Below are 17,043 nucleotides of genomic sequence, written 5' to 3'. Positions count from 1 at the left end.
GATCTGTTGCGTCGGTATCGTTCGCCGCAACCGCGCTTCAGCTCGCCGGCTCTTCCGGCGAGACGCTGTCGGCCAGCGCCTCGCGCTCGCCTTGCAGCACCTCGCGCGCGAACTCGATGATCTTCTGCTTGTTCGCCGTTTCGTGGACGGCGAAAAACACGCGGTTCAATTCGAGGCCGAGCACGCTGTTGAGGGCAATGTCCTCGTCTTCCATCTGTTTTTCCCGCTGCGGACCGCTCAGGTGTAACTTGATGCCTATTCTGCCACAAGTAGCTGAAATCTTCCGAGCAGATGAGCACCGGGAAACTACGGCCGCAGCGCATTTGAGGCCGCTCCCGAATACGTGCTATACGGAGGGGCGAGGGTCAGGAAACGCACCGATGTCCGCCGCAGACGCCGTTGATTATGGCCGGGAGGCGCTCGACTTCATCGAAGGGCTCGGAGCCTACACCAAGGTTCCGGACGCCATGGACGCGCTTGCAGCCGCGTTCGGCCGCTACGGTTTCGAACATATCATCGTGACGGGCCTGCCCAATCCCGAGCAACGCTTTTCCCAGATGGTGCTCGCCAAGAAGTGGCCGGCGGAATGGTTCAGCCTCTACACCCAAAAGAGCTACGACCGTGTCGATCCCGTGATCCGCAAATGCCGGCAGACGGTGAACCCGTTCGAATGGTCTGAAGCGCCGTACGATGCGGAGCTGGAGCCGGGTGCGGTGGAGGTGATGCGGCGCGCCGCCGATTTCCGCATGTCGCGTGGCTTCGTCGTGCCGATCCACGGCCTGACCGGCTACGAGGCCGGCGTCTCGCTCAGTGGCGTCCACCTCGATCTCAATGCGCGCAGCAAGCCGGCGCTGCACCTGATCGGGATGTACGGCTTCGACCACATTCGCCGTCTGCTCGATCCGGCGCCGCATCCATCGATGCGCCTCACCCCCCGCGAGCGCGAGGTGATCGCCTGGGCCTCGCAGGGCAAGTCGGCGTGGGAGATCGGCGAGATCCTGCACATCACGCAGCGCACGGCGGAAGAGCATCTTTCAACCGCCGCGCGCAAGCTCGGCGCCGTCAACCGGACGCATGCGGTCGCGATCGCGATCCGCCACAGAATCATCAATCCCTGAAATCCTCGCCTACTGGGAAATTTCCCAATAGTCGGTTTTGCCTTTTTCGCCGAGGCTCCCCTCATTTCAAGCCATGGGGGAGTTCATGATTCATGTGATTTCAGCCGTCAACCGGCACCTGTACGAGGACGTCCTCGAACAGCATTTTCGGGTTCGTCACGAGATTTTCGTCGAGGAGCGGAAATGGGAGGCGTTGCGCAAGCCCGATGGCCGCGAGATCGATACCTACGACAATGAGGACGCGGTCTACCTGCTGGCTCTCGAGAACCGCCGGGTCCTCGGCGGCTCGCGCCTTTATCCGACCACCAGGCCGACGATGATGAGCGAGGTCTTCCCGCATCTCGCCACGGTGCGCGGTTGCCCCTCGCATCCGCTGGTCTGGGAGTGGTCGCGCTTCTTCGTCTCGCGCGAGCGCCGCGACGGCGCATTCAATCTGCAATTGATGGCGGCTGCGCAGGAGTTCTGTCTCGACCAGGGCATCGAGCGGCTTTGCCTCGTGATGGAGACCTGGTGGCTGCCGCGCTTCCACGACATCGGATTCGTCGTGGTGCCGCTGGGATTGCCCGCGCTGGTGGAGAATTCCTGGACCATGGCGGCAACGATCGAGATCCGTCAGGAGTCGCTCGATGTCGTGCGTGACCGTATCGGGATGACGAGCGTCGTCCAGCAGGACGGTCCGCGGATCGACTGCATTGCCCGTGCCAACCTCTGCGGCGCTGCTGCCGCGCAACGAAAGAGCGCCTGAGATGTCGAACATGATGCGGGACAGCCAGATCATGGCGCAGATCAAGGACGAGAATCTCGGCTACATGTCCGACATGGCGATCGAGCTGGCGCAGATGGCGGAAGACACCGGACTGGCGACGCTCGCCTATCTGTTCCGGATGGCGGCGCTGGAGGCCTCGACGGCCAATAGCGTGCTCGCCGAACCGGATGACCTTCCCCAGCGGATGACGTCGCACTAGACGCTCACATTCCAACGAACGTCGCACCCTCCCTCGGCCCGCCCGGGGGAGGGTGATCGTTTGGGTGCGGCAGCTTGACCCATGTCGCGCGGCAACCTTTTTGCATTGCAGGGCAGGTTTCGGCTCGCCTGCGCCGGGATGCAACAAAGTGCATGTTGAATGTCGAATCGCTCTTGCCTCGGAACGATACTGCCATTACCCATTTTTCCGCCTTGAACAGGCAGGGGGAGCTCTTTCACTGATGGCGACCGTGCTCGAACATCGGCGCGACACCGCGTGCGCCTGAAAGAGTCTTGATGCTGCTCGTCGTCGAACAGTTCCTGAACGGATTGCAGTTCGGCCTGCTGCTGTTCCTGCTCGCAGCCGGCTTGACGCTGGTGTTCGGGATCATGGATCTCGTCAACCTCGCGCACGGCTCGCTCTACATGATGGGCGCCTATTTCGCCGCGACCTTCGCGGCGTGGACCGGCAGCTTCCTGCTCGGTGCGCTGATGGCGCTAGGGGCCACGCTCGTGCTCGGCATCGTGCTCGAAGTGTCGGCACTGCGGCATCTCTACGGCCGCGACCATCTCGACCACGTGCTCGCGACCTTCGGCCTGATCCTGTTCTTCAACGAGGCCGTGCGGTTGATCTGGGGCCCGGCGGGCCTGGCGCTGCCGCTGCCGGCCTGGCTCACCGTGCCGGTGCCGATCCTGCCCGGCATCCATTATCCCGCCTATCGCCTTGCCATCATCGTCGTCGCGCTGCTGGTCGCGCTGCTGCTCTATCTCGGCGTGATGCGCACCCGCATCGGCATGTTGATCCGGGCCGGCGCCTCCAACCGCGAGATGATCGGCGCGCTCGGCATCAACATCAAGCTGCTCTACACGCTGGTGTTCGGGCTTGGCGCCGCGCTCGCCGGCCTTGCCGGGCTGATGCAGGCGCCGATCCTCACCGTGCAGATCGGCATGGGCGAGAACATCCTGATCCTCGCCTTCGTCATCATCGTGATCGGCGGCATCGGCTCGATCCGTGGCGCCTTCCTCGCCGCGATCTTCGTCGGCATGATCGACACGCTCGGCCGCGCCTTCCTGCCCAATCTGCTGCGGCAGGTGCTGAGCGGCGCCGCTGCCTCCACCGCCGCGCCCGCGCTGTCGTCCATGCTGATCTATCTCCTCATGGCGATCGTGCTGGTGGTTCGGCCGGAGGGGCTGTTTCCGGCCAACCGTCGATGAAGGCTTTCACGGTGAGCAAGGCCGTCACGGTCCTGGTGCTGGCGGGCCTCGTGCTGCTGCCGCTCTATTCGCAAATGTCGGGCAACATCTTCATCCTGACGCTGTTCACCCGCATCATCATCCTGGCCCTGGCGGCCGCGAGCCTCAATCTCATCATGGGCTTCGGCGGCATGATGAGCTTTGGCCACGCCGCCTATCTCGGCATCGGCGGTTATGCGGTCGGCATGCTCGCGCAGGAAGGCGTAGGGAGCGGCTTCATCCAGTTCCCGGTCGCGCTCGCGGCTTCCGCGATCTACGCGCTCGTGATCGGTGCGCTCTCCCTTCGCACCCGCGGCGTCTATTTCATCATGATCACATTGGCCTTCGCCCAGATGGCCTATTACGTCGCCTCGGGCCTCGCGCGTTACGGCGGCGACGATGGTCTCACCGTCTACAAGCGCAGCGACTTCTCCGGGCTGATCGATCTCGGCAACCGCACGCAGTTCTATTATCTCTGCCTCGCCTGCCTGCTCGCCGTCATCTTCCTGATCTGGCGCATCGTCAATTCGCGCTTCGGCCTCGTCGTGCAGGGCCTGCGCTCCAACGAGCAGCGCATGCAGGCGATCGGCTTCCCCGCCAAGCGCTACCAGCTCGTCTGCTTCGTGATCTCGGGCACCATGTGCGGGCTCGCCGGCGCGCTGCTCGCCAACAACACCGATTTCGTCAGCCCGGCCGTGATGTACTGGACCCGCTCCGGTGATCTCATGGTCATGGTGATCCTGGGCGGCATGGGCACGCTGTTCGGCCCGGTCATGGGCTCGGTCGTGTTCCTGCTGCTGGAAGAGTTCCTGTCGCAGATCACCGAATATTGGGCGCTGATCATGGGCCCGCTGCTGCTGCTGATCGTGCTTTTCGGTCGCGGCGGCATCATGGGCATGCTCGGGAGGGCCGGCCGTGGCTGAACCCCTGCTCCGCGTCGAAAAGCTGGTGCGCCGCTTCGGCGGCATCATCGCAACCGACAACGTCTCGCTCGACGTCGCCAGCGGCGAGCTGCACGCCATCATCGGCCCGAACGGGGCCGGCAAGACCACGCTGATCAGCCAGCTCACCGGGCACCTCGAGCCGCATTCCGGCAGCGTCTCGCTGGCCGGGCGCGACATCACCTACCTGCCGGCCTATCGCCGCTGCGCGCTGGGCCTTGCGCGTTCGTTCCAGATCACCTCGTTGCTGCTCGACTTCACCGCCGCGGACAACGTCGCGCTCGCAGCCCAGGCGCATGCCGGCACCTCGTTCCGCTTCTTCGCCAATGCGCGCAAGGAGAAAGGTTTGCGCGACGCCGCGCATGCCGCGCTCGATCGCGTCGGCCTGTTGCATCGCGCGGATGTCGTGGTGTCCAGGCTCAGCCATGGCGAGCGTCGCGAACTCGAGCTCGCGGTCGCGCTCGCGAGCAAGCCGAAACTGCTGCTGCTGGATGAGCCGATGGCCGGCTTGGGTGTTACCGAATCCCAGCGCATGGTGAAGCTGCTCCAGGAGCTGCGGAAGGAAGTGTCGATCGTGCTTGTCGAGCACGACATGGCGGCGGTGTTCGCGCTGGCCGACCGCATCTCGGTGCTGGTCTATGGCCGCGTCATCGCCTCGGGCGATCCCGCCGCGATCCGCCAGAACGAGGACGTCAAGCGCGCCTATCTCGGCGATCAGCACGTGGTGACGCATCATGGCTGACACGCTGCTCGACGTCGAAGGCATCGAAACCTGCTACGGCGTGTCCCAGGTGCTGTTCGGCCTGTCGCTGTCGATCAGGCCGGGCGAGATGGTCTCGCTGATGGGCCGCAACGGCATGGGCAAGACCACGACCATCCGCTCCATCATGGGCTTGACGCCGGCGCGCGCCGGCAGCATCCGTTTCGCGGGTGCCGAGGTCAGGCAGCTTCCGTCCTACAGAATTGCAAAACTCGGCGTCGGCCTGGTCCCCGAGGGACGTCAGATCTTCCCGAACCTCACCGTGCGCGAAAATCTGGTCGCGGCCGCGGCCGATCGTTTCGGCAGCCCCAATCCCTGGACGCTGGCCGCGATCTATGTGCTGTTCCCGCGCCTCGCCGAGCGCGCGGCCAACATGGGCAACCAGCTCTCCGGCGGCGAGCAGCAGATGCTCGCGATCGGACGCGCCCTGATGACCAACCCGAAGCTCCTGATTCTGGACGAAGCGACCGAGGGCCTCGCGCCGCTGATCCGCGAAGAAATCTGGAACTGCCTGTCGCTGCTCAAGAGCCGGGGCCAGTCGATCCTGGTCGTCGACAAGAACGTCGACCACCTCGCGCGCATCTGCGATCGCCACACCATCATCGAGCGCGGCAGGACGGTGTGGAGCGGCACCTCCGACGAGCTGATGGCGGAACCGGATCTCCAGCACAAATATCTGGGCATCTGACGCGTTCGCCGCTCCATCGCGCGCAAGCCGCACAGCCTCTTCGAGCAAATCCAGTTTCGAAATCCTCCAAACTGCGCGCTTCACTCTTGAGTGCGGCGACGTCAGCCGTCAAAGAGGCCGCTGCGCAAGCGGAATTCGATGCGGGACTTCTACGAGCAAATTGTCGGACGGCCTCAGGACGACATGGGTTCCGCACAGCCCGACGCTTCGACAGCGGGCCAATGGCTGGATTTTCCGGGCTGCGTCTTTGTCAGGGGCGAGTTTCGCGCCGACGCGGGCGGCCGTGCGATCGCAGCTTCGGGCCTGTTCATCTCCGTGGCATTCGACGACAGCGCCGGCCGTGGCATTCTGGCGCGCGCAGTCAGCGGTGAAAGGCAAATGACGGCAATTGCCGTGCGCGAAGACTGCACCGTCAGGCGCGCGGTATGCCCTGGCGATCGTTCTGCCATCGGTCTTGCTGTTCCCCGGGCCTCCATCTTTGAGCTTGGACTCGGCGACGAGTTTGAGGCGCTGTTCAAAAACGACGGGGCAGGCACGGCCGTCGTCCCTTCGACGGCATCGCCGCGCATCGAGGCCGTCGCGGCAGAAATGTTCTCGCCGCCGGTCGCGGGAAACGCCGGCCAATTGTTGCTGTCGGCGCACGCCGCCGAGATCATCGTCCACGCCTTGTTCAGTGAGCGCGGTCGGATCGCGCTCGACCCGGCTGCCGACCTCCAACGGATGCGGTTGCAATCGGTCAAGGAGCGGATGGATGCCGATCTCGCCTATCCCTGGAGCATCGACGAGCTGGCGCGGAGCGCAGGATTGAGCCGCAGGTCCTTCAACCAGAAATTCCAGATCGCGTATGGCGCAAGCGCGATCGACTATTTGCGGGCGCAGCGGCTCGATGCTGCACGTGCCCTTTTGATTCATCAGCGCTTGTCCGTGACCGAAGCGGCCTATCGGGTCGGCTATGCCCATCCCGCCAATTTCGCGACGGCCTTCCGCAGGCGTTTCGGCCATTCGCCGAAGAGCTGTCAGTAAACTCGAAAGCCTCCACGCGCGATCAAAGGTGATTTGCGCGTGCGCAAAGGCGGTGAGCGTCTCGATCTGATTACTCCCGGGTATCAAACTACGGAACTCGGGGAAGATGATGAGGCGCAACGACGGGCAAATGCCCGGCTGGGAACGAATGCTGAAGGCTGGCCGGGGCATGGCCGGCCTGGGGGCGGCCGGTTTGGGCGTGATGCTGCATGCGACGCCGTCGCTCGCACAGGTTTCCGGGACCAATTCGGGATCGAGCGCGGCGACATTGCCTCCCGTCACGGTCGAGGCGCCGAACCAGGCGCGTCCGCGGCCTCAATCTGCCCAGCGCGCCGCGCAATCGCAGCGTGGCCGCGCCACGCCGCCGCGCAATGCCGCAGCAGGCCAAGCCAGAAACCCCGATACGCGCGAGGCAGGTGGCGGCCCTGCCAATGCGTCGGGCGAGAACAGCTATGTTGCAAGCGGAAGCTCGGCGGGCACGAAGACGAATACGCCGTTGCTGGAGACGCCGCAGTCGATTTCGGTCGTGACGCGCAAGGAGCTCAACGATCGCGCCGTGCAGACGCTGACGGAGGCCGTCGGCTACCAACCGGGCGTCCGCATCGATGCCTCCGGCTACGATCCGCGCTTCGACGCCATTGCGATCCGCGGCTTCGACATCACCTATAACGGCGTCTATCTCGATGGCTTACGTCTGGTCGGCGCCGGTCTCGGCGTGTTCAAGACCGAGCCTTATGGCGCCGACAGCATCACGGTGGTGCGCGGCCCGAGTTCGGCGCTCTACGGCCTCGGCTCGCCCGGCGGATTGATCGACCTGCAGAGCAAGCTGCCGACCAGCCAGCCGTTCCACGAGGTGCAGACGCTGTTTGGCGACCGCGATCGCGTGCAGGGCAATTTCGATCTGTCAGGGCCGGTCGATCCCAACGGTCAGTTTTCCTACCGGCTGACCGGCGTCGTGCGCGATGCCGATGTGTTCGTGCCCGGCGGCAAGGACAATCGCGTCTACGTCGCGCCCGCCGTCACCTGGAAACCGGATCAGTCGACGACCCTCACGATTCTCGGCGCCTATCAGAAATCGAAGACGCCGGGATCCATGTTCACCTACTCTACGGGAACCGGCACGACCACCGACATCTTCACCGGCAGCCCGTCCTACAATTCGCTCGATCAGGAACAGGGACGCATCGGCTATTTGTTCGAGCATGCCTTCAACAACGCGGTGACCGTTCGCCAGAAATTCCGCTACGTCGATGTCGACGCGGTCACCCGCTATGTCGGCTTTCTCGGCGCGCCCGTCGGCAATGTCGTCTCGCGCTATACCGGCTACGTCCACGACACGCTGCAATCGGCCATCATGGACAACCAGATGGAGGCCAGGCTGGCAACCGGGCCCGTGCAGCACACGCTCCTGGTCGGCACCGACTACACCTCCTCGAAGTTCACCGACAAGCAGGGATTCGGCTTCGGCGTCTCCGATCTCAATCTGGCCGCGCCGGCCTACGTGCCGGAATCGATTCCCGATCCCGCGATCTCGTCCTCGACGCGGCAGCGGCAAACCCAGTCCGGAGTTTACATCCAGGACCAGGCCAGGCTCGATCGCTGGATCCTGACTCTGAGTGGCCGCAGCGACTGGGTCAGCACCTCCGGTGAGAATCTGTTCGCGTTGACCCGGCAGCAGCAGTCCGAACAGGCCTATAGCGGCCGGGCCGGGCTGACCTACGTGTTCGATTCCGGAATCGCACCCTACGTCGCCTATTCGACCTCGTTCTTTCCCAATCTCGGCGTCGATCCCTCGGGCGCGTTCTTCAAGCCGACCACCGGCAAGCAGACCGAAATCGGCGTCAAATATCAGCCGCCGGGGACGAGGAGCTTCATCACCGCTGCGGTGTTCGACCTGACCCAGGACGGCGGCCTGGTGACGACGGGAACGGGCGTGACGGTCCAGCGCGGCGAGATCCAGAGCCGCGGCTTCGAATTGCAGGGGCTCGCGAGCCTCGGCGGCGGTTTCGACATCACCTCGTCGTACACCTATCTCGACATGGTCACCAGGCAGGCCGGCGACAGCTCGCTGGTCGGCAAGTTTCCGTCGGGCAATCCGCCCCATACCGCGACGCTGTGGGCGAACTATGCCCTGCCGCTGGCAGGCCCGTTTGCTGGGTTGAGCATCGGTGGCGGCGCGCGTCACATGTCCTGGAGCTACGGCGACGATCTGAACACGTTCAAGAACAGCTCGGTGACCCTGGTCGATGCGGCGTTGAAATATGATTTCGGTCAGGCGGCGAGGGAGCTGAAGGGGCTCTCGTTCCAGGTCAACGCCAAGAACCTGTTCAATCTGCACTACACGACGTGCCAAGTCGGCTATTGCTACCGAGGCGCACCGCTGACCGTCATCGCCACGCTCGGCTATCGCTGGTGAGCGATCACCAATAGATTCCGTGGCGGTGGTGCAGTTCGCGGATCACGCGGGCTTCGGTGGACGGCTGACGGCGCTTCGGCTTGGTCGCGGCCGGGCTCGATGCGGCTGACGCGGTTGCAGCTGGCGTCGTCGTTGCCGTTTGCGTGGTCGCCGGCTGCGCAGCTGCCGGTTGCTCGGTCGCCTGCTGATTCGGCGGGCTCGCCGCAAGGCTCAGGCTGCGCGAGCCACCGGCACAGGCCTGGCTTGCGAGCAGCGACATAACGGCAATCAGGATGAGCTTGCACATGGCCATCCCCATTATCCGGTCAATCCCTCTGACCTAAATCCGCTCGCTTGGCCGCTAGCGCGCCAGCCGATGTGTGCCGATTTCGATGAGGGTGGCCCGGCAGGACAGGCGATAGATCAGACTGAACAATTGACCCAACATGATCGAACTCCACTGTTGATCATGGGGGCCAAATTAGACCACGTATCTTTCAAGCGGTTTTCGAGGCGCAGGGAAAACGGCTTCGTTGACAAGCGGAGTGATGTCGTCGGAACAGGCCGGACGAAGTCACCTCACGCCCGCGTGAGAGGTTTACCCCTCAAAACACCTCGAAATATTCGCGGTGCTCCCAGTCGGTCACCTCGGACAGGAAGCGGTCGATCTCGGCGTTCTTGATGTGGGTGTAGTAGTCGACGAATTCAGGTCCGAACTTCTCGCGGAAGAACGGGTCGTCCTTCAGCGCGCTGACCGCATCGCGCAAGCTCTTCGGCAGCAGCGCCGCCTTGGTCTCGTAGGGCGTGTCGGCGGATGGGCCGGGATCGAGCTTGCGGTCGACGCCGTCGAGGCCCGAGAGGATCTGCGAGGCCATGTAGAGATAGGGATTGGCGGCGGGCTCGCCGATGCGATTTTCCAGGCGCGTGGCGGCATCGCCGGCAGATCCGAGCACGCGGATCATCACGCCGCGATTATCGCGGCCCCAGATCGCGCGGTCCGGTGCCAGCGAATAGGAGCGGTAGCGCTTGTAGCCGTTGATGGTCGGCGTCGTGAACACGGTGGAGGCGCGGGCGTGGTCGAGCAGGCCGGCGAGATATGCGCGGCCGAACGCGCTGAGCGGCTCGCCGCCGTCCTTCGCCATGAACTGATTCTCAGCCGTAGCACGAGATACGATGGACTGATGCAGGTGCCAGCCGCTCGCGAACACATTCGGTAGCTTCGGCCGGCACATGAAGGTGGCGTGATAGCCGTGGCGGCGCGCGATCTGCTTCACGGCGGAGCGGAACAGCACCATGTTGTCGGCGGGCTCCAGGCCCTTCCTTGGTGCGAAGGTGAATTCGCACTGGCTCGGTCCGAACTCGACCTCGACCGAGCGCAAGGGCAGGCCGAGCGCGACGATGTCACGGCGCAAGATCTCCAGCACCGGCTCCATCTGATCGAAGCGCTGCTCGGTCAGATATTGATAGCCGTGGCTGAGCAGGCTCACCGACGGCGGCGTGCCGGGCTGGCCGGCATCCTCAGGCCGCATATGCGGGTCGTCGAGCCTAAAGATGTGGAACTCGACCTCGAGGCCGGCGATGAAGTCGTGGCCGCGGCCGGCGAGCTCGTCGAGCACCTTGCGATAGAGCGAGCGCGTAGCGAACGGCACCGGACGGCCGTCACTGAAATAGAGATCGCACAGCACCCAGCCCGTGGTCGGCGCCCAGGGCAAGACGCGAAACGTGGTGGGATCGGCGACCATCAGCACGTCGGCCGCGCCCTCCATCTCCTTCATGCCGAAGCCGCCGCCTGACGTGAACACCGGAAAAACCGTGCGGTGCGAGGTGTCCTTGGCGAGCATGGTGGTGGTGATGGAGCAGCCGCTCTCCAGCGCGGCGATTGCCTCCGAGGCGATGATGGTCTTGCCGCGCAAGATGCCGTGCTGGTCGGGGAAGGCGAGGCGGAGGACCTCGAGGTTTTTCTCCTCGACGATGCGTCGCATGCGCGCCGCCGCGTCCTTCTGCTCATCCGACCACAGCGCATGACGCACGACGAAAGTCACTTTTGTTGCTCCTCAGTCACCGATGCTCGATGTGCAAGACGCCTGCCACATTCTCCGTCATTGCGAGCGCAGCGAAGCAATCCAGAAATGCATACGCGGTGAAAGACTGGATTGCTTCGCTGCGCTCGCAATGACGAGGATGGGCCGTCACTCTTATTCCGCCGCCGTCAGCTTGTGCACGTTGTCGGCGATCTCCTTCGGCACCGGCGCGGTCCAGGGCGCGCCGCGGCGGCGCTTGACGTCGACCTCCATCCAGTAGGTTTCCCAGCCCCGCGTCGGGCCGATGCCGTCCATGGTCGCCGGTCCCTGGATCGAACGAGCGTTGCTCTCGTCGAGATGGAGCATTGGCTTCTCGCCGCCCGAGACCCTCTCGATCTCCTGCCGCAACAATCGGCGGTACTGCACGATCGCCTTGTCGCTCGAGCCGAGATGCTCCTTGGTGCGGTCCTGGATCGCACCCATCGATTCCACCGCCCATTGATCGTGGACGTTGATGTCGGTGCCCATGCCGGTATAGGTCGCGGTCTGCTGCTCGTGCGGATCGAAGCCGTAATCGTTAGCCCGGTTCTTGCGCGACTTGTAGTCGGGCAGCTCATAGAGCTCGAGCCGCTGGTCGCGCATCTTCTTCTTGTCGACCGGGTTCGAATAGCTGGTGAAAATCGCGTACCAATAGCAGTTCTCGTCGTCGAGAGGCACGTGCCACTGCGTGATCGTCATCTCCGTGCTCATGGGAATGACGAAGCCGTGGGGGAAGAGCTGGTTGGTGACGCGCACATGGGTGCGCTCTTCGTCGATCTCGCGCAGCGCAATCAGCCGCAGGCCATATTCGGTGTGCTCGACATTGATGATCGGGCGGTCGTATTCGCGCAGGATTTTCGTCATCGGCAGATCGGAGCCGGCTGAGGCGCCGCGAAACTGCTTGCCGTAGGCGGTGGAGGTGTCCTCGTCCTCGAAGAAGCGGTGCAGATAGGAGGCGTGCGCGGGATCGATACCGACTTCGAGAGCCTGCAGCCAGTTGCAGGCCATGTGGCCCTTGAACGCGAAGGTGTGAGTATCAGGGGCGACGAAACAGTCGATCTCCGGGAATGCAGGCGGGGCGCCCTCGCCAAGATAAGCCCAGAGGATGCCGCTCTTCTCGACCACGGGATAGGAGCGCTGGCGGATGTTCTGGCAGAGCTTCGAATCCTTCGGCTCGGCCGGCGTCTCGATGCACTGGCCGGTCGCGTCGAACAGCCAGCCATGAAAGGCGCAGCGCAATCCGCCATGCTCCAACCGTCCGAAGGCAAGGTCGGCGCCGCGATGCGCGCAGTGGCGGTCGATCAGGCCGTAGCGACCGGTCTCGTCGCGGAACAGCACCAAATTCTCGCCGAGCAGTTTGACGGGACGGATCGGCCGCGCGCCCTCCAGCTCATCCACCAGCGCCGCCGGCTGCCAGTAGCTCCGCATCAGCTTGCCGCAAGGGTCCTTCGGTCCGGTGCGGGTGATCAGGTCGTTCTGCTCCTGGCTCATCATGGCAGTAGCATCCCTTATGGAGTGGCGATTGTTCGCCTATTGAACGAATGGGCGAATTATGACATGACTTGAACCGCCAGCAAGCACTATTTTGCAGGATTGTCCCTCCCTATGCCCAAGCTGAAGCGGAACGAGAGCGAGGAGCGCGCGACGGATTTCGTCGAGAGCCTCGATCGTGGCCTGCGCCTGCTGCAATGCTTCGGCACCACGGCAGGCCCGATGACGCTGAGCGATCTCGCTCGTGCCGCCGATCTGCCGCGCGCGACGGCCCGGCGCATGCTGTTCACGCTGCAGCGCGGCGGCTACGTCTCCGGTGATGGAAAGCTGTTCTCGCTGACGCCGCATGTATTGACGCTGGCAGCGTCCTATCTGCGCTCCAATCAGCTCGTCGCGGTGCTTCAGCCGGTGCTTGATCGCGTCGCGACGGCGGCCAACGAAATCTCTTCGCTCGCCGTGCTCGACGGCGACGACGTCGTGTTCGTCGCACGCAGCAGTCCGGCGCGGATGTTCTCAGGCGGCCTCGAAATCGGCTATCGCCTGCCGGCCTTCTGCACTTCGGTCGGCCGCGCCATGCTCGGTCAGCTCGACGATGCCGAGCTTGCCGCACGCCTGAAGGCCATGAAGCGCGAGCAGCTCACGCCGCAGACGGTGACGGACCCGAAGGCACTGCTCGCGCGCATCACGGCCGACCGCGTGCAGGGCTATTCGCTGGTCGACCGCGAAGCCGAGCCGCATTTCCGCTCGATCTCCGTTCCCGTCCGCCGCTATGACGGCGTCATCATCGCCGCGATCAACATGGGCGCCCACGTCGACCGCGTGCCGGAACAGGAATTGATCGATCGTTTCCTGCCGCTGCTGCAAGAAGGGGCGGCGTCGTTGCGGTCACAACTTCTGTAGCCGCATTCCCGCTAACCCGGCAGCGGCTGCTCGTCGGCCTTGGGCCAATAGGTGCCGAAGCTCCAGAGGCCGCCCTCCGGATCGCGTGCGGCAAAATCCCGGCTGCCATAATCGGTCGTGTAGGGTTCCATCTCGATCTGCGCACCGGCGGCCTTCACCTTCGTATAGAGCGCGTCGGGATCATCGACGGCGAGATAGACGGCATCCGTCCGCCGTCCGCCGATGTCGCCGACCTGCTTGGCGTAGGCGTCGTCGCGATGCGCGCCCAGCATGAGGATCGACGATCCGAATGCCAGCTCGGCGTGAACGACCATGTCGTCCTTGCGATACACCACGCGTTCAGTGAAGCCGAGAACGTTCGTCAGCCAGGCGATCATCGCCTCCGCGTCCTTGCAGCGCATGGTGTGGTAGAGGCGCGGCGCTTCGTAGCCGTTCGGCTGGTTCATGACACTCTCCAGATTCGGTGCAAGCCCCGTTGCGAAGCCGATCCTAGTTCCGATCATGGTGGCCGGCTTGAACAAATGGGACCTGGCCCTGTCGCGCGCCGCCCTGGCGCTAGCCCCCGCCGTCTCGCATCAGACGTGGATCGACGACGTCGAGCCGCGCGGCCCATCCGGTCGGCGTCTCGCCGCTCAATACCCGGAAATCGCGGGCAAGATGTGCCTGGTCGGCATAGCCGGCCTCCGCGGCAATTGCCGCCCAGCCGCCTGTGCCGTCCCTCCGGGCCAGAACGCAAGCGCGATGAAAGCGCAGCATCTGGGCCAGCGTCTTTGGCGGAACGCCGATCTCGTTGTGGAAGCGGCGCGTGAGATGCTTGCGGCTCCAGCCGATATCGGCGGCGATGTCGGCGATCCTGACGGCACCTGCGCCGCGCCAGAGCGTCTCCAGGGCAAACGCGACCGCAGGCGAAGGCTCGTGCACGGCGCGCCGAAGCACGAAGTCTTCAACGATCTCGAAGCGTCGCTGCCAGCCCGCCGCTTCAGCCACCCTGGCGCGGAGATTCTCACCGTCCTGTCCAAGGATATCGTCAAGGCCGACCATGCGCGCGGTCAGATCGGGGACGGCTCCTCCGAAGAAGCGGTAAGCCCCGAGCGGCGTGAAATCGACCTGAACGCATTCGGCGCGCCCATCGGATTCGATCATGACGGGGCCGGGAAACAGGCCTGCCGCGAAACTCGGCCGCGCGTCGGCGCTGTCGGGGTGGTGACCGAGCGCAATGCGGAACGGCGTTCCCAAATTCACCAGGAGAGGCAGTGCCAGCGGCGCGGCGTGCCGGAAGGCGACGAGGCCGAGGCCACGCTCGCGATAGAACGAGATGCTGGACACCAGCTGCGCGAGGAGCGGCGAGGCCGGTCGACGGACTGCATCGGGAGGCGCGCCCATCGTGCTCTATCGCTCCGCAGCCTCGCGCTCCATGTCGCGGCCCGACAGGTCCTCGCCCTGCATGTTGACGTAATCCCGCGCCATCTCGCGCATCAGGAATTTCGCCGGCACGTCATGATAGGTGCCGCGGTCGTTGACATATTGCATATAGGCGCGGCCCTCGCCGTCGAACGGATGCAGCAGCGCGTCGGTGTGGCCGTCGAAATCGAGCGGGGCCACGCCGACCTTGGCGCAGAGCGTGTCGTTGAAGGTCGGAGTCGCCTTGCGCCAGGCACCATCCACGTGCACCTCCGTAAAGCCGTGCCAGGTGAAGATATCGGTGCCCATGCTCGCGCGCAGCTTCTCGGTGGTGAGATGGTTCTTCACGTCGGCAAAGCCGACCCGGGCGGGGATGCCATGGACGCGGCAGGCGGCGGCATAGAGCGCGGCCTTGCCGACGCAATAGCCTTGTCCTGCGGCGAGCACGCTCGAGGCGCGAAACGTTTCCGCGACGCGCATGCTGACGTAAGGATTATAGCGGATGCCGTCGCGCACCGCCTTGTAGAGCACGCTCGCCTTTTCGCGTGGGCTCGCATCCGCACCAACGGAGGCGTTGGCGAATTGCTGCACGGCCGGATGATCGCTGTCGATGTACTCGCCGGGATCGGTGTAGAGGCGGCGGATCGTGTCGGGAAGGATGTCGGTCATATCCAGAGCTTAGCAGGCGATCGCCGCGGAACTCAAATGACGGATGCGGGGCGCTGCGGCCATCTCACTGCCGGTTGCGCATCCAGTCGGCGAGGCCTGACAACGCCTTGTCGAGCTCCCGCCGCGCGGCGGCATCTGTCACCGTCTCCTCCATCGCGCCGCGCATGCAGAGCATCCACGCATCGCGCTCGGCATCGCCGATGGCGAAGCCGATGTGCCGCTGGCGCAGCCGCGGATGACCTTTCTCGGGCGTATACAGCCGCGGGCCGCCGGTCCACTCGGTGAGATAGCGCTTCAGCACGTCTCGGATCAGGCCGAGGTCGTCTGCATGCATGGCGCGGATGAGCTTCGCCTCCGGCAGCGTATCCATGCGGTCGTAGAAGCGATCCACGAGGGCGTCGATCGTGCTGCTCCCGCCGATCCGCTCGAACATGGAGGTGGTGACGTCGGTGGAGGTCATCGCTACAGCGCCACGCTCCGCAGGCCGAAGCTGCGGGCTTCGTTCTGCAGCACCGGCCGCACTGCATCGATCAACCGCGCGGCGGCCGCATCGACGCTGAGCCCCGCGGTATCCACCACCGCCGTCGCGCGCGAATAGAGCGGCTCGCGGCTGAGCAGGATGTTGCGCAGCTCGGCCATTGCGGAGCGGTCGTCGGCCATCGGCCGCAAATCGCCCTGGCGGCGGACGCGGGCCATGTGCTCTTCAGGCTCGGCCTTCAGCCAGATCGTGTAGAACGAGGTCAGGATCTGGTCGAAGGTCAGGGGCTCCGAGACGATGCCGCCGCCGGTCGCCAGCACCATCAGCTCGTTGCGCGCGAGCAGCTGCTGCAGCGCCGCCTGCTCCATGCGGCGAAAGCCTTCCTGGCCGTAGAGCGCGATGATCTCGGCGACGGAGAGCCCGTTCTGCTGCTCGACCTCCTTGTTGAGCTCGACGAAGCTCCAGCCGATCTTCTTCGCCAGCATTCGGCCAAGCGTCGATTTGCCGGCGCCGCGCAGGCCGATCAGCGCGATGCCGCAGAACGGCGCGCGCCGCGGCGCGGTTGCACTGCCGCCCGCGAGCAGATCTTTTGCTTGCGCGATCTGCGCCGGCGTTGCCTTGCGCAACAGATCGCGAAACATCTGCCAGTCCGGTGTCGGTTCGGCGGAGGGAAGCAAGTCTTCGAGATGAGCGCCCATGGCGTCGGAGACGCGGCGGAGCAGCACGATCGAGACATTGCCCTTGCCGCTCTCGAGCTGCGCGATGTAGCGCTCCGAGATTCCTGATACCTTGGCGAGCACCTTGCGCGACATGCCGCGCAACGCGCGCATGGTGCGCACGCGTTGGCCGAGCTGTTCGAGGAATCGGGATTCGGCGTCGGGACTGTCGGTCATGAGCCTTCTTTGAGGGGATGTCTTCTTGA

General features: G+C 64.6%; 19 protein-coding genes. 10 read left to right on the top strand and 9 right to left on the bottom strand.

What is annotated here, in order from left to right:
- Positions 1-37: 37 nt before the first annotated feature.
- Positions 38-214: a hypothetical protein gene (locus tag RX330_RS34635; RefSeq protein WP_212084018.1), complete on the bottom strand. Its 177-nt coding sequence runs from the start codon at positions 212-214 to the stop codon at positions 38-40.
- Positions 215-380: 166 nt separating this feature from the next.
- On the opposite strand from RX330_RS34635, the gene RX330_RS34630 reads away from it, so the two are divergent.
- The 9 genes from RX330_RS34630 (at position 381) to RX330_RS34590 (ending at position 9,143) form a co-directional block, all read left to right on the top strand.
- Positions 381-1,118: a helix-turn-helix transcriptional regulator gene (locus RX330_RS34630; RefSeq protein WP_212084025.1), complete on the top strand. Its 738-nt coding sequence runs from the start codon at positions 381-383 to the stop codon at positions 1,116-1,118.
- Positions 1,119-1,203: 85 nt separating this feature from the next.
- Positions 1,204-1,863: an acyl-homoserine-lactone synthase gene (locus RX330_RS34625; RefSeq protein WP_317241488.1), complete on the top strand. Its 660-nt coding sequence runs from the start codon at positions 1,204-1,206 to the stop codon at positions 1,861-1,863.
- A gap of 1 nt (position 1,864) precedes the next feature.
- Positions 1,865-2,083 carry a hypothetical protein gene (locus RX330_RS34620; protein WP_212084029.1) on the top strand — a complete coding sequence of 73 codons (219 nt, stop codon included), beginning with the start codon at positions 1,865-1,867 and terminating at the stop codon, positions 2,081-2,083.
- A 296-nt stretch (positions 2,084-2,379) separates the two neighbouring features.
- Complete coding sequence (locus RX330_RS34615; RefSeq protein ID WP_212084031.1) at positions 2,380-3,297, top strand: branched-chain amino acid ABC transporter permease; 918 nt, start codon at positions 2,380-2,382, stop codon at positions 3,295-3,297.
- Positions 3,294-4,238, top strand: coding sequence for a branched-chain amino acid ABC transporter permease (locus RX330_RS34610; protein WP_212084033.1), 945 nt, complete (start codon positions 3,294-3,296; stop codon positions 4,236-4,238). Before RX330_RS34615 ends, RX330_RS34610 begins: the two co-directional genes overlap by 4 nt.
- Positions 4,231-4,998: an ABC transporter ATP-binding protein gene (locus RX330_RS34605; protein ID WP_212084035.1), complete on the top strand. Its 768-nt coding sequence runs from the start codon at positions 4,231-4,233 to the stop codon at positions 4,996-4,998. The genes RX330_RS34610 and RX330_RS34605 overlap by 8 nt, the downstream gene beginning before the upstream one ends.
- Positions 4,991-5,704, top strand: coding sequence for an ABC transporter ATP-binding protein (locus RX330_RS34600; protein ID WP_317241487.1), 714 nt, complete (start codon positions 4,991-4,993; stop codon positions 5,702-5,704). The genes RX330_RS34605 and RX330_RS34600 overlap by 8 nt, the downstream gene beginning before the upstream one ends.
- Before the next feature lie 138 nt (positions 5,705-5,842).
- Complete coding sequence (locus RX330_RS34595; RefSeq protein ID WP_317241486.1) at positions 5,843-6,727, top strand: AraC family transcriptional regulator; 885 nt, start codon at positions 5,843-5,845, stop codon at positions 6,725-6,727.
- A 106-nt stretch (positions 6,728-6,833) separates the two neighbouring features.
- A complete protein-coding gene (locus RX330_RS34590; RefSeq protein WP_317241484.1) occupies positions 6,834-9,143 on the top strand; it encodes a TonB-dependent siderophore receptor in 2,310 nt (769 codons plus the stop codon).
- Between the two features lie 4 nt (positions 9,144-9,147).
- On the opposite strand, the gene RX330_RS34585 is transcribed toward RX330_RS34590, so the two are convergent.
- From RX330_RS34585 to RX330_RS34575, 3 genes are all read right to left on the bottom strand, one after another.
- Positions 9,148-9,429, bottom strand: a complete 282-nt coding sequence (locus RX330_RS34585) for a hypothetical protein (protein ID WP_317241482.1) — start codon at positions 9,427-9,429, stop codon at positions 9,148-9,150.
- Between the two features lie 298 nt (positions 9,430-9,727).
- Complete coding sequence (locus RX330_RS34580; protein ID WP_317241480.1) at positions 9,728-11,164, bottom strand: glutamine synthetase family protein; 1,437 nt, start codon at positions 11,162-11,164, stop codon at positions 9,728-9,730.
- A gap of 153 nt (positions 11,165-11,317) precedes the next feature.
- The gene (locus tag RX330_RS34575) at positions 11,318-12,676 is read right to left on the bottom strand and encodes an aromatic ring-hydroxylating dioxygenase subunit alpha (protein WP_317241479.1); all 1,359 of its coding nucleotides are present in this window, start codon (positions 12,674-12,676) and stop codon (positions 11,318-11,320) included.
- 111 nt (positions 12,677-12,787) lie between these two features.
- Between RX330_RS34575 and RX330_RS34570 the strand changes: the two genes are divergently transcribed.
- Positions 12,788-13,573: an IclR family transcriptional regulator C-terminal domain-containing protein gene (locus RX330_RS34570; RefSeq protein ID WP_317241478.1), complete on the top strand. Its 786-nt coding sequence runs from the start codon at positions 12,788-12,790 to the stop codon at positions 13,571-13,573.
- Between the two features lie 11 nt (positions 13,574-13,584).
- Here the strand turns inward: RX330_RS34570 and RX330_RS34565 are convergent, their stop codons facing one another.
- The 5 genes from RX330_RS34565 to RX330_RS34545 all read right to left on the bottom strand — a co-directional run bounded on the left by RX330_RS34565 (position 13,585) and on the right by RX330_RS34545 (position 17,014).
- Positions 13,585-14,019 (bottom strand): VOC family protein, encoded by a 435-nt coding sequence (locus RX330_RS34565; RefSeq protein ID WP_317241477.1) that lies wholly within the window; start codon positions 14,017-14,019, stop codon positions 13,585-13,587.
- Positions 14,020-14,128: 109 nt separating this feature from the next.
- Entirely contained in the window at positions 14,129-14,956 is an 828-nt protein-coding gene (locus RX330_RS34560) for a helix-turn-helix domain-containing protein (protein WP_317241476.1), read from the bottom strand.
- A 6-nt stretch (positions 14,957-14,962) separates the two neighbouring features.
- Positions 14,963-15,643, bottom strand: a complete 681-nt coding sequence (locus RX330_RS34555) for a transglutaminase-like domain-containing protein (RefSeq protein WP_212084059.1) — start codon at positions 15,641-15,643, stop codon at positions 14,963-14,965.
- A 64-nt stretch (positions 15,644-15,707) separates the two neighbouring features.
- Positions 15,708-16,103, bottom strand: coding sequence for a group II truncated hemoglobin (locus RX330_RS34550; RefSeq protein WP_317241475.1), 396 nt, complete (start codon positions 16,101-16,103; stop codon positions 15,708-15,710).
- 2 nt (positions 16,104-16,105) lie between these two features.
- Positions 16,106-17,014 carry a helix-turn-helix transcriptional regulator gene (locus RX330_RS34545; protein WP_212084063.1) on the bottom strand — a complete coding sequence of 303 codons (909 nt, stop codon included), beginning with the start codon at positions 17,012-17,014 and terminating at the stop codon, positions 16,106-16,108.
- Positions 17,015-17,043: the final 29 nt, after the last annotated feature.

The organism is Bradyrhizobium sp. NDS-1 (assembly GCF_032918005.1).
Classification (GTDB): Bacteria; Pseudomonadota; Alphaproteobacteria; order Rhizobiales; family Xanthobacteraceae; genus Bradyrhizobium; species Bradyrhizobium tunisiense.
The sequence above is the reverse complement of the archived record's forward strand: the minus strand, read 5'-3'. Positions and strand labels throughout refer to the sequence as shown.

Coding starts and splice junctions, on each gene's coding strand:
- RX330_RS34635 (WP_212084018.1), bottom strand. CDS start 214: ATGGAAGACGAGGACATTGCCCTCAACAGCGTGCTCGGCCTCGAATTG.
- RX330_RS34630 (WP_212084025.1), top strand. CDS start 381: ATGTCCGCCGCAGACGCCGTTGATTATGGCCGGGAGGCGCTCGACTTC.
- RX330_RS34625 (WP_317241488.1), top strand. CDS start 1,204: ATGATTCATGTGATTTCAGCCGTCAACCGGCACCTGTACGAGGACGTC.
- RX330_RS34620 (WP_212084029.1), top strand. CDS start 1,865: ATGTCGAACATGATGCGGGACAGCCAGATCATGGCGCAGATCAAGGAC.
- RX330_RS34615 (WP_212084031.1), top strand. CDS start 2,380: ATGCTGCTCGTCGTCGAACAGTTCCTGAACGGATTGCAGTTCGGCCTG.
- RX330_RS34610 (WP_212084033.1), top strand. CDS start 3,294: ATGAAGGCTTTCACGGTGAGCAAGGCCGTCACGGTCCTGGTGCTGGCG.
- RX330_RS34600 (WP_317241487.1), top strand. CDS start 4,991: ATGGCTGACACGCTGCTCGACGTCGAAGGCATCGAAACCTGCTACGGC.
- RX330_RS34595 (WP_317241486.1), top strand. CDS start 5,843: ATGCGGGACTTCTACGAGCAAATTGTCGGACGGCCTCAGGACGACATG.
- RX330_RS34590 (WP_317241484.1), top strand. CDS start 6,834: ATGATGAGGCGCAACGACGGGCAAATGCCCGGCTGGGAACGAATGCTG.
- RX330_RS34585 (WP_317241482.1), bottom strand. CDS start 9,429: ATGTGCAAGCTCATCCTGATTGCCGTTATGTCGCTGCTCGCAAGCCAG.
- RX330_RS34575 (WP_317241479.1), bottom strand. CDS start 12,676: ATGATGAGCCAGGAGCAGAACGACCTGATCACCCGCACCGGACCGAAG.
- RX330_RS34570 (WP_317241478.1), top strand. CDS start 12,788: ATGCCCAAGCTGAAGCGGAACGAGAGCGAGGAGCGCGCGACGGATTTC.
- RX330_RS34565 (WP_317241477.1), bottom strand. CDS start 14,019: ATGAACCAGCCGAACGGCTACGAAGCGCCGCGCCTCTACCACACCATG.
- RX330_RS34560 (WP_317241476.1), bottom strand. CDS start 14,956: ATGGGCGCGCCTCCCGATGCAGTCCGTCGACCGGCCTCGCCGCTCCTC.
- RX330_RS34555 (WP_212084059.1), bottom strand. CDS start 15,643: ATGACCGACATCCTTCCCGACACGATCCGCCGCCTCTACACCGATCCC.
- RX330_RS34550 (WP_317241475.1), bottom strand. CDS start 16,103: ATGACCTCCACCGACGTCACCACCTCCATGTTCGAGCGGATCGGCGGG.
- RX330_RS34545 (WP_212084063.1), bottom strand. CDS start 17,014: ATGACCGACAGTCCCGACGCCGAATCCCGATTCCTCGAACAGCTCGGC.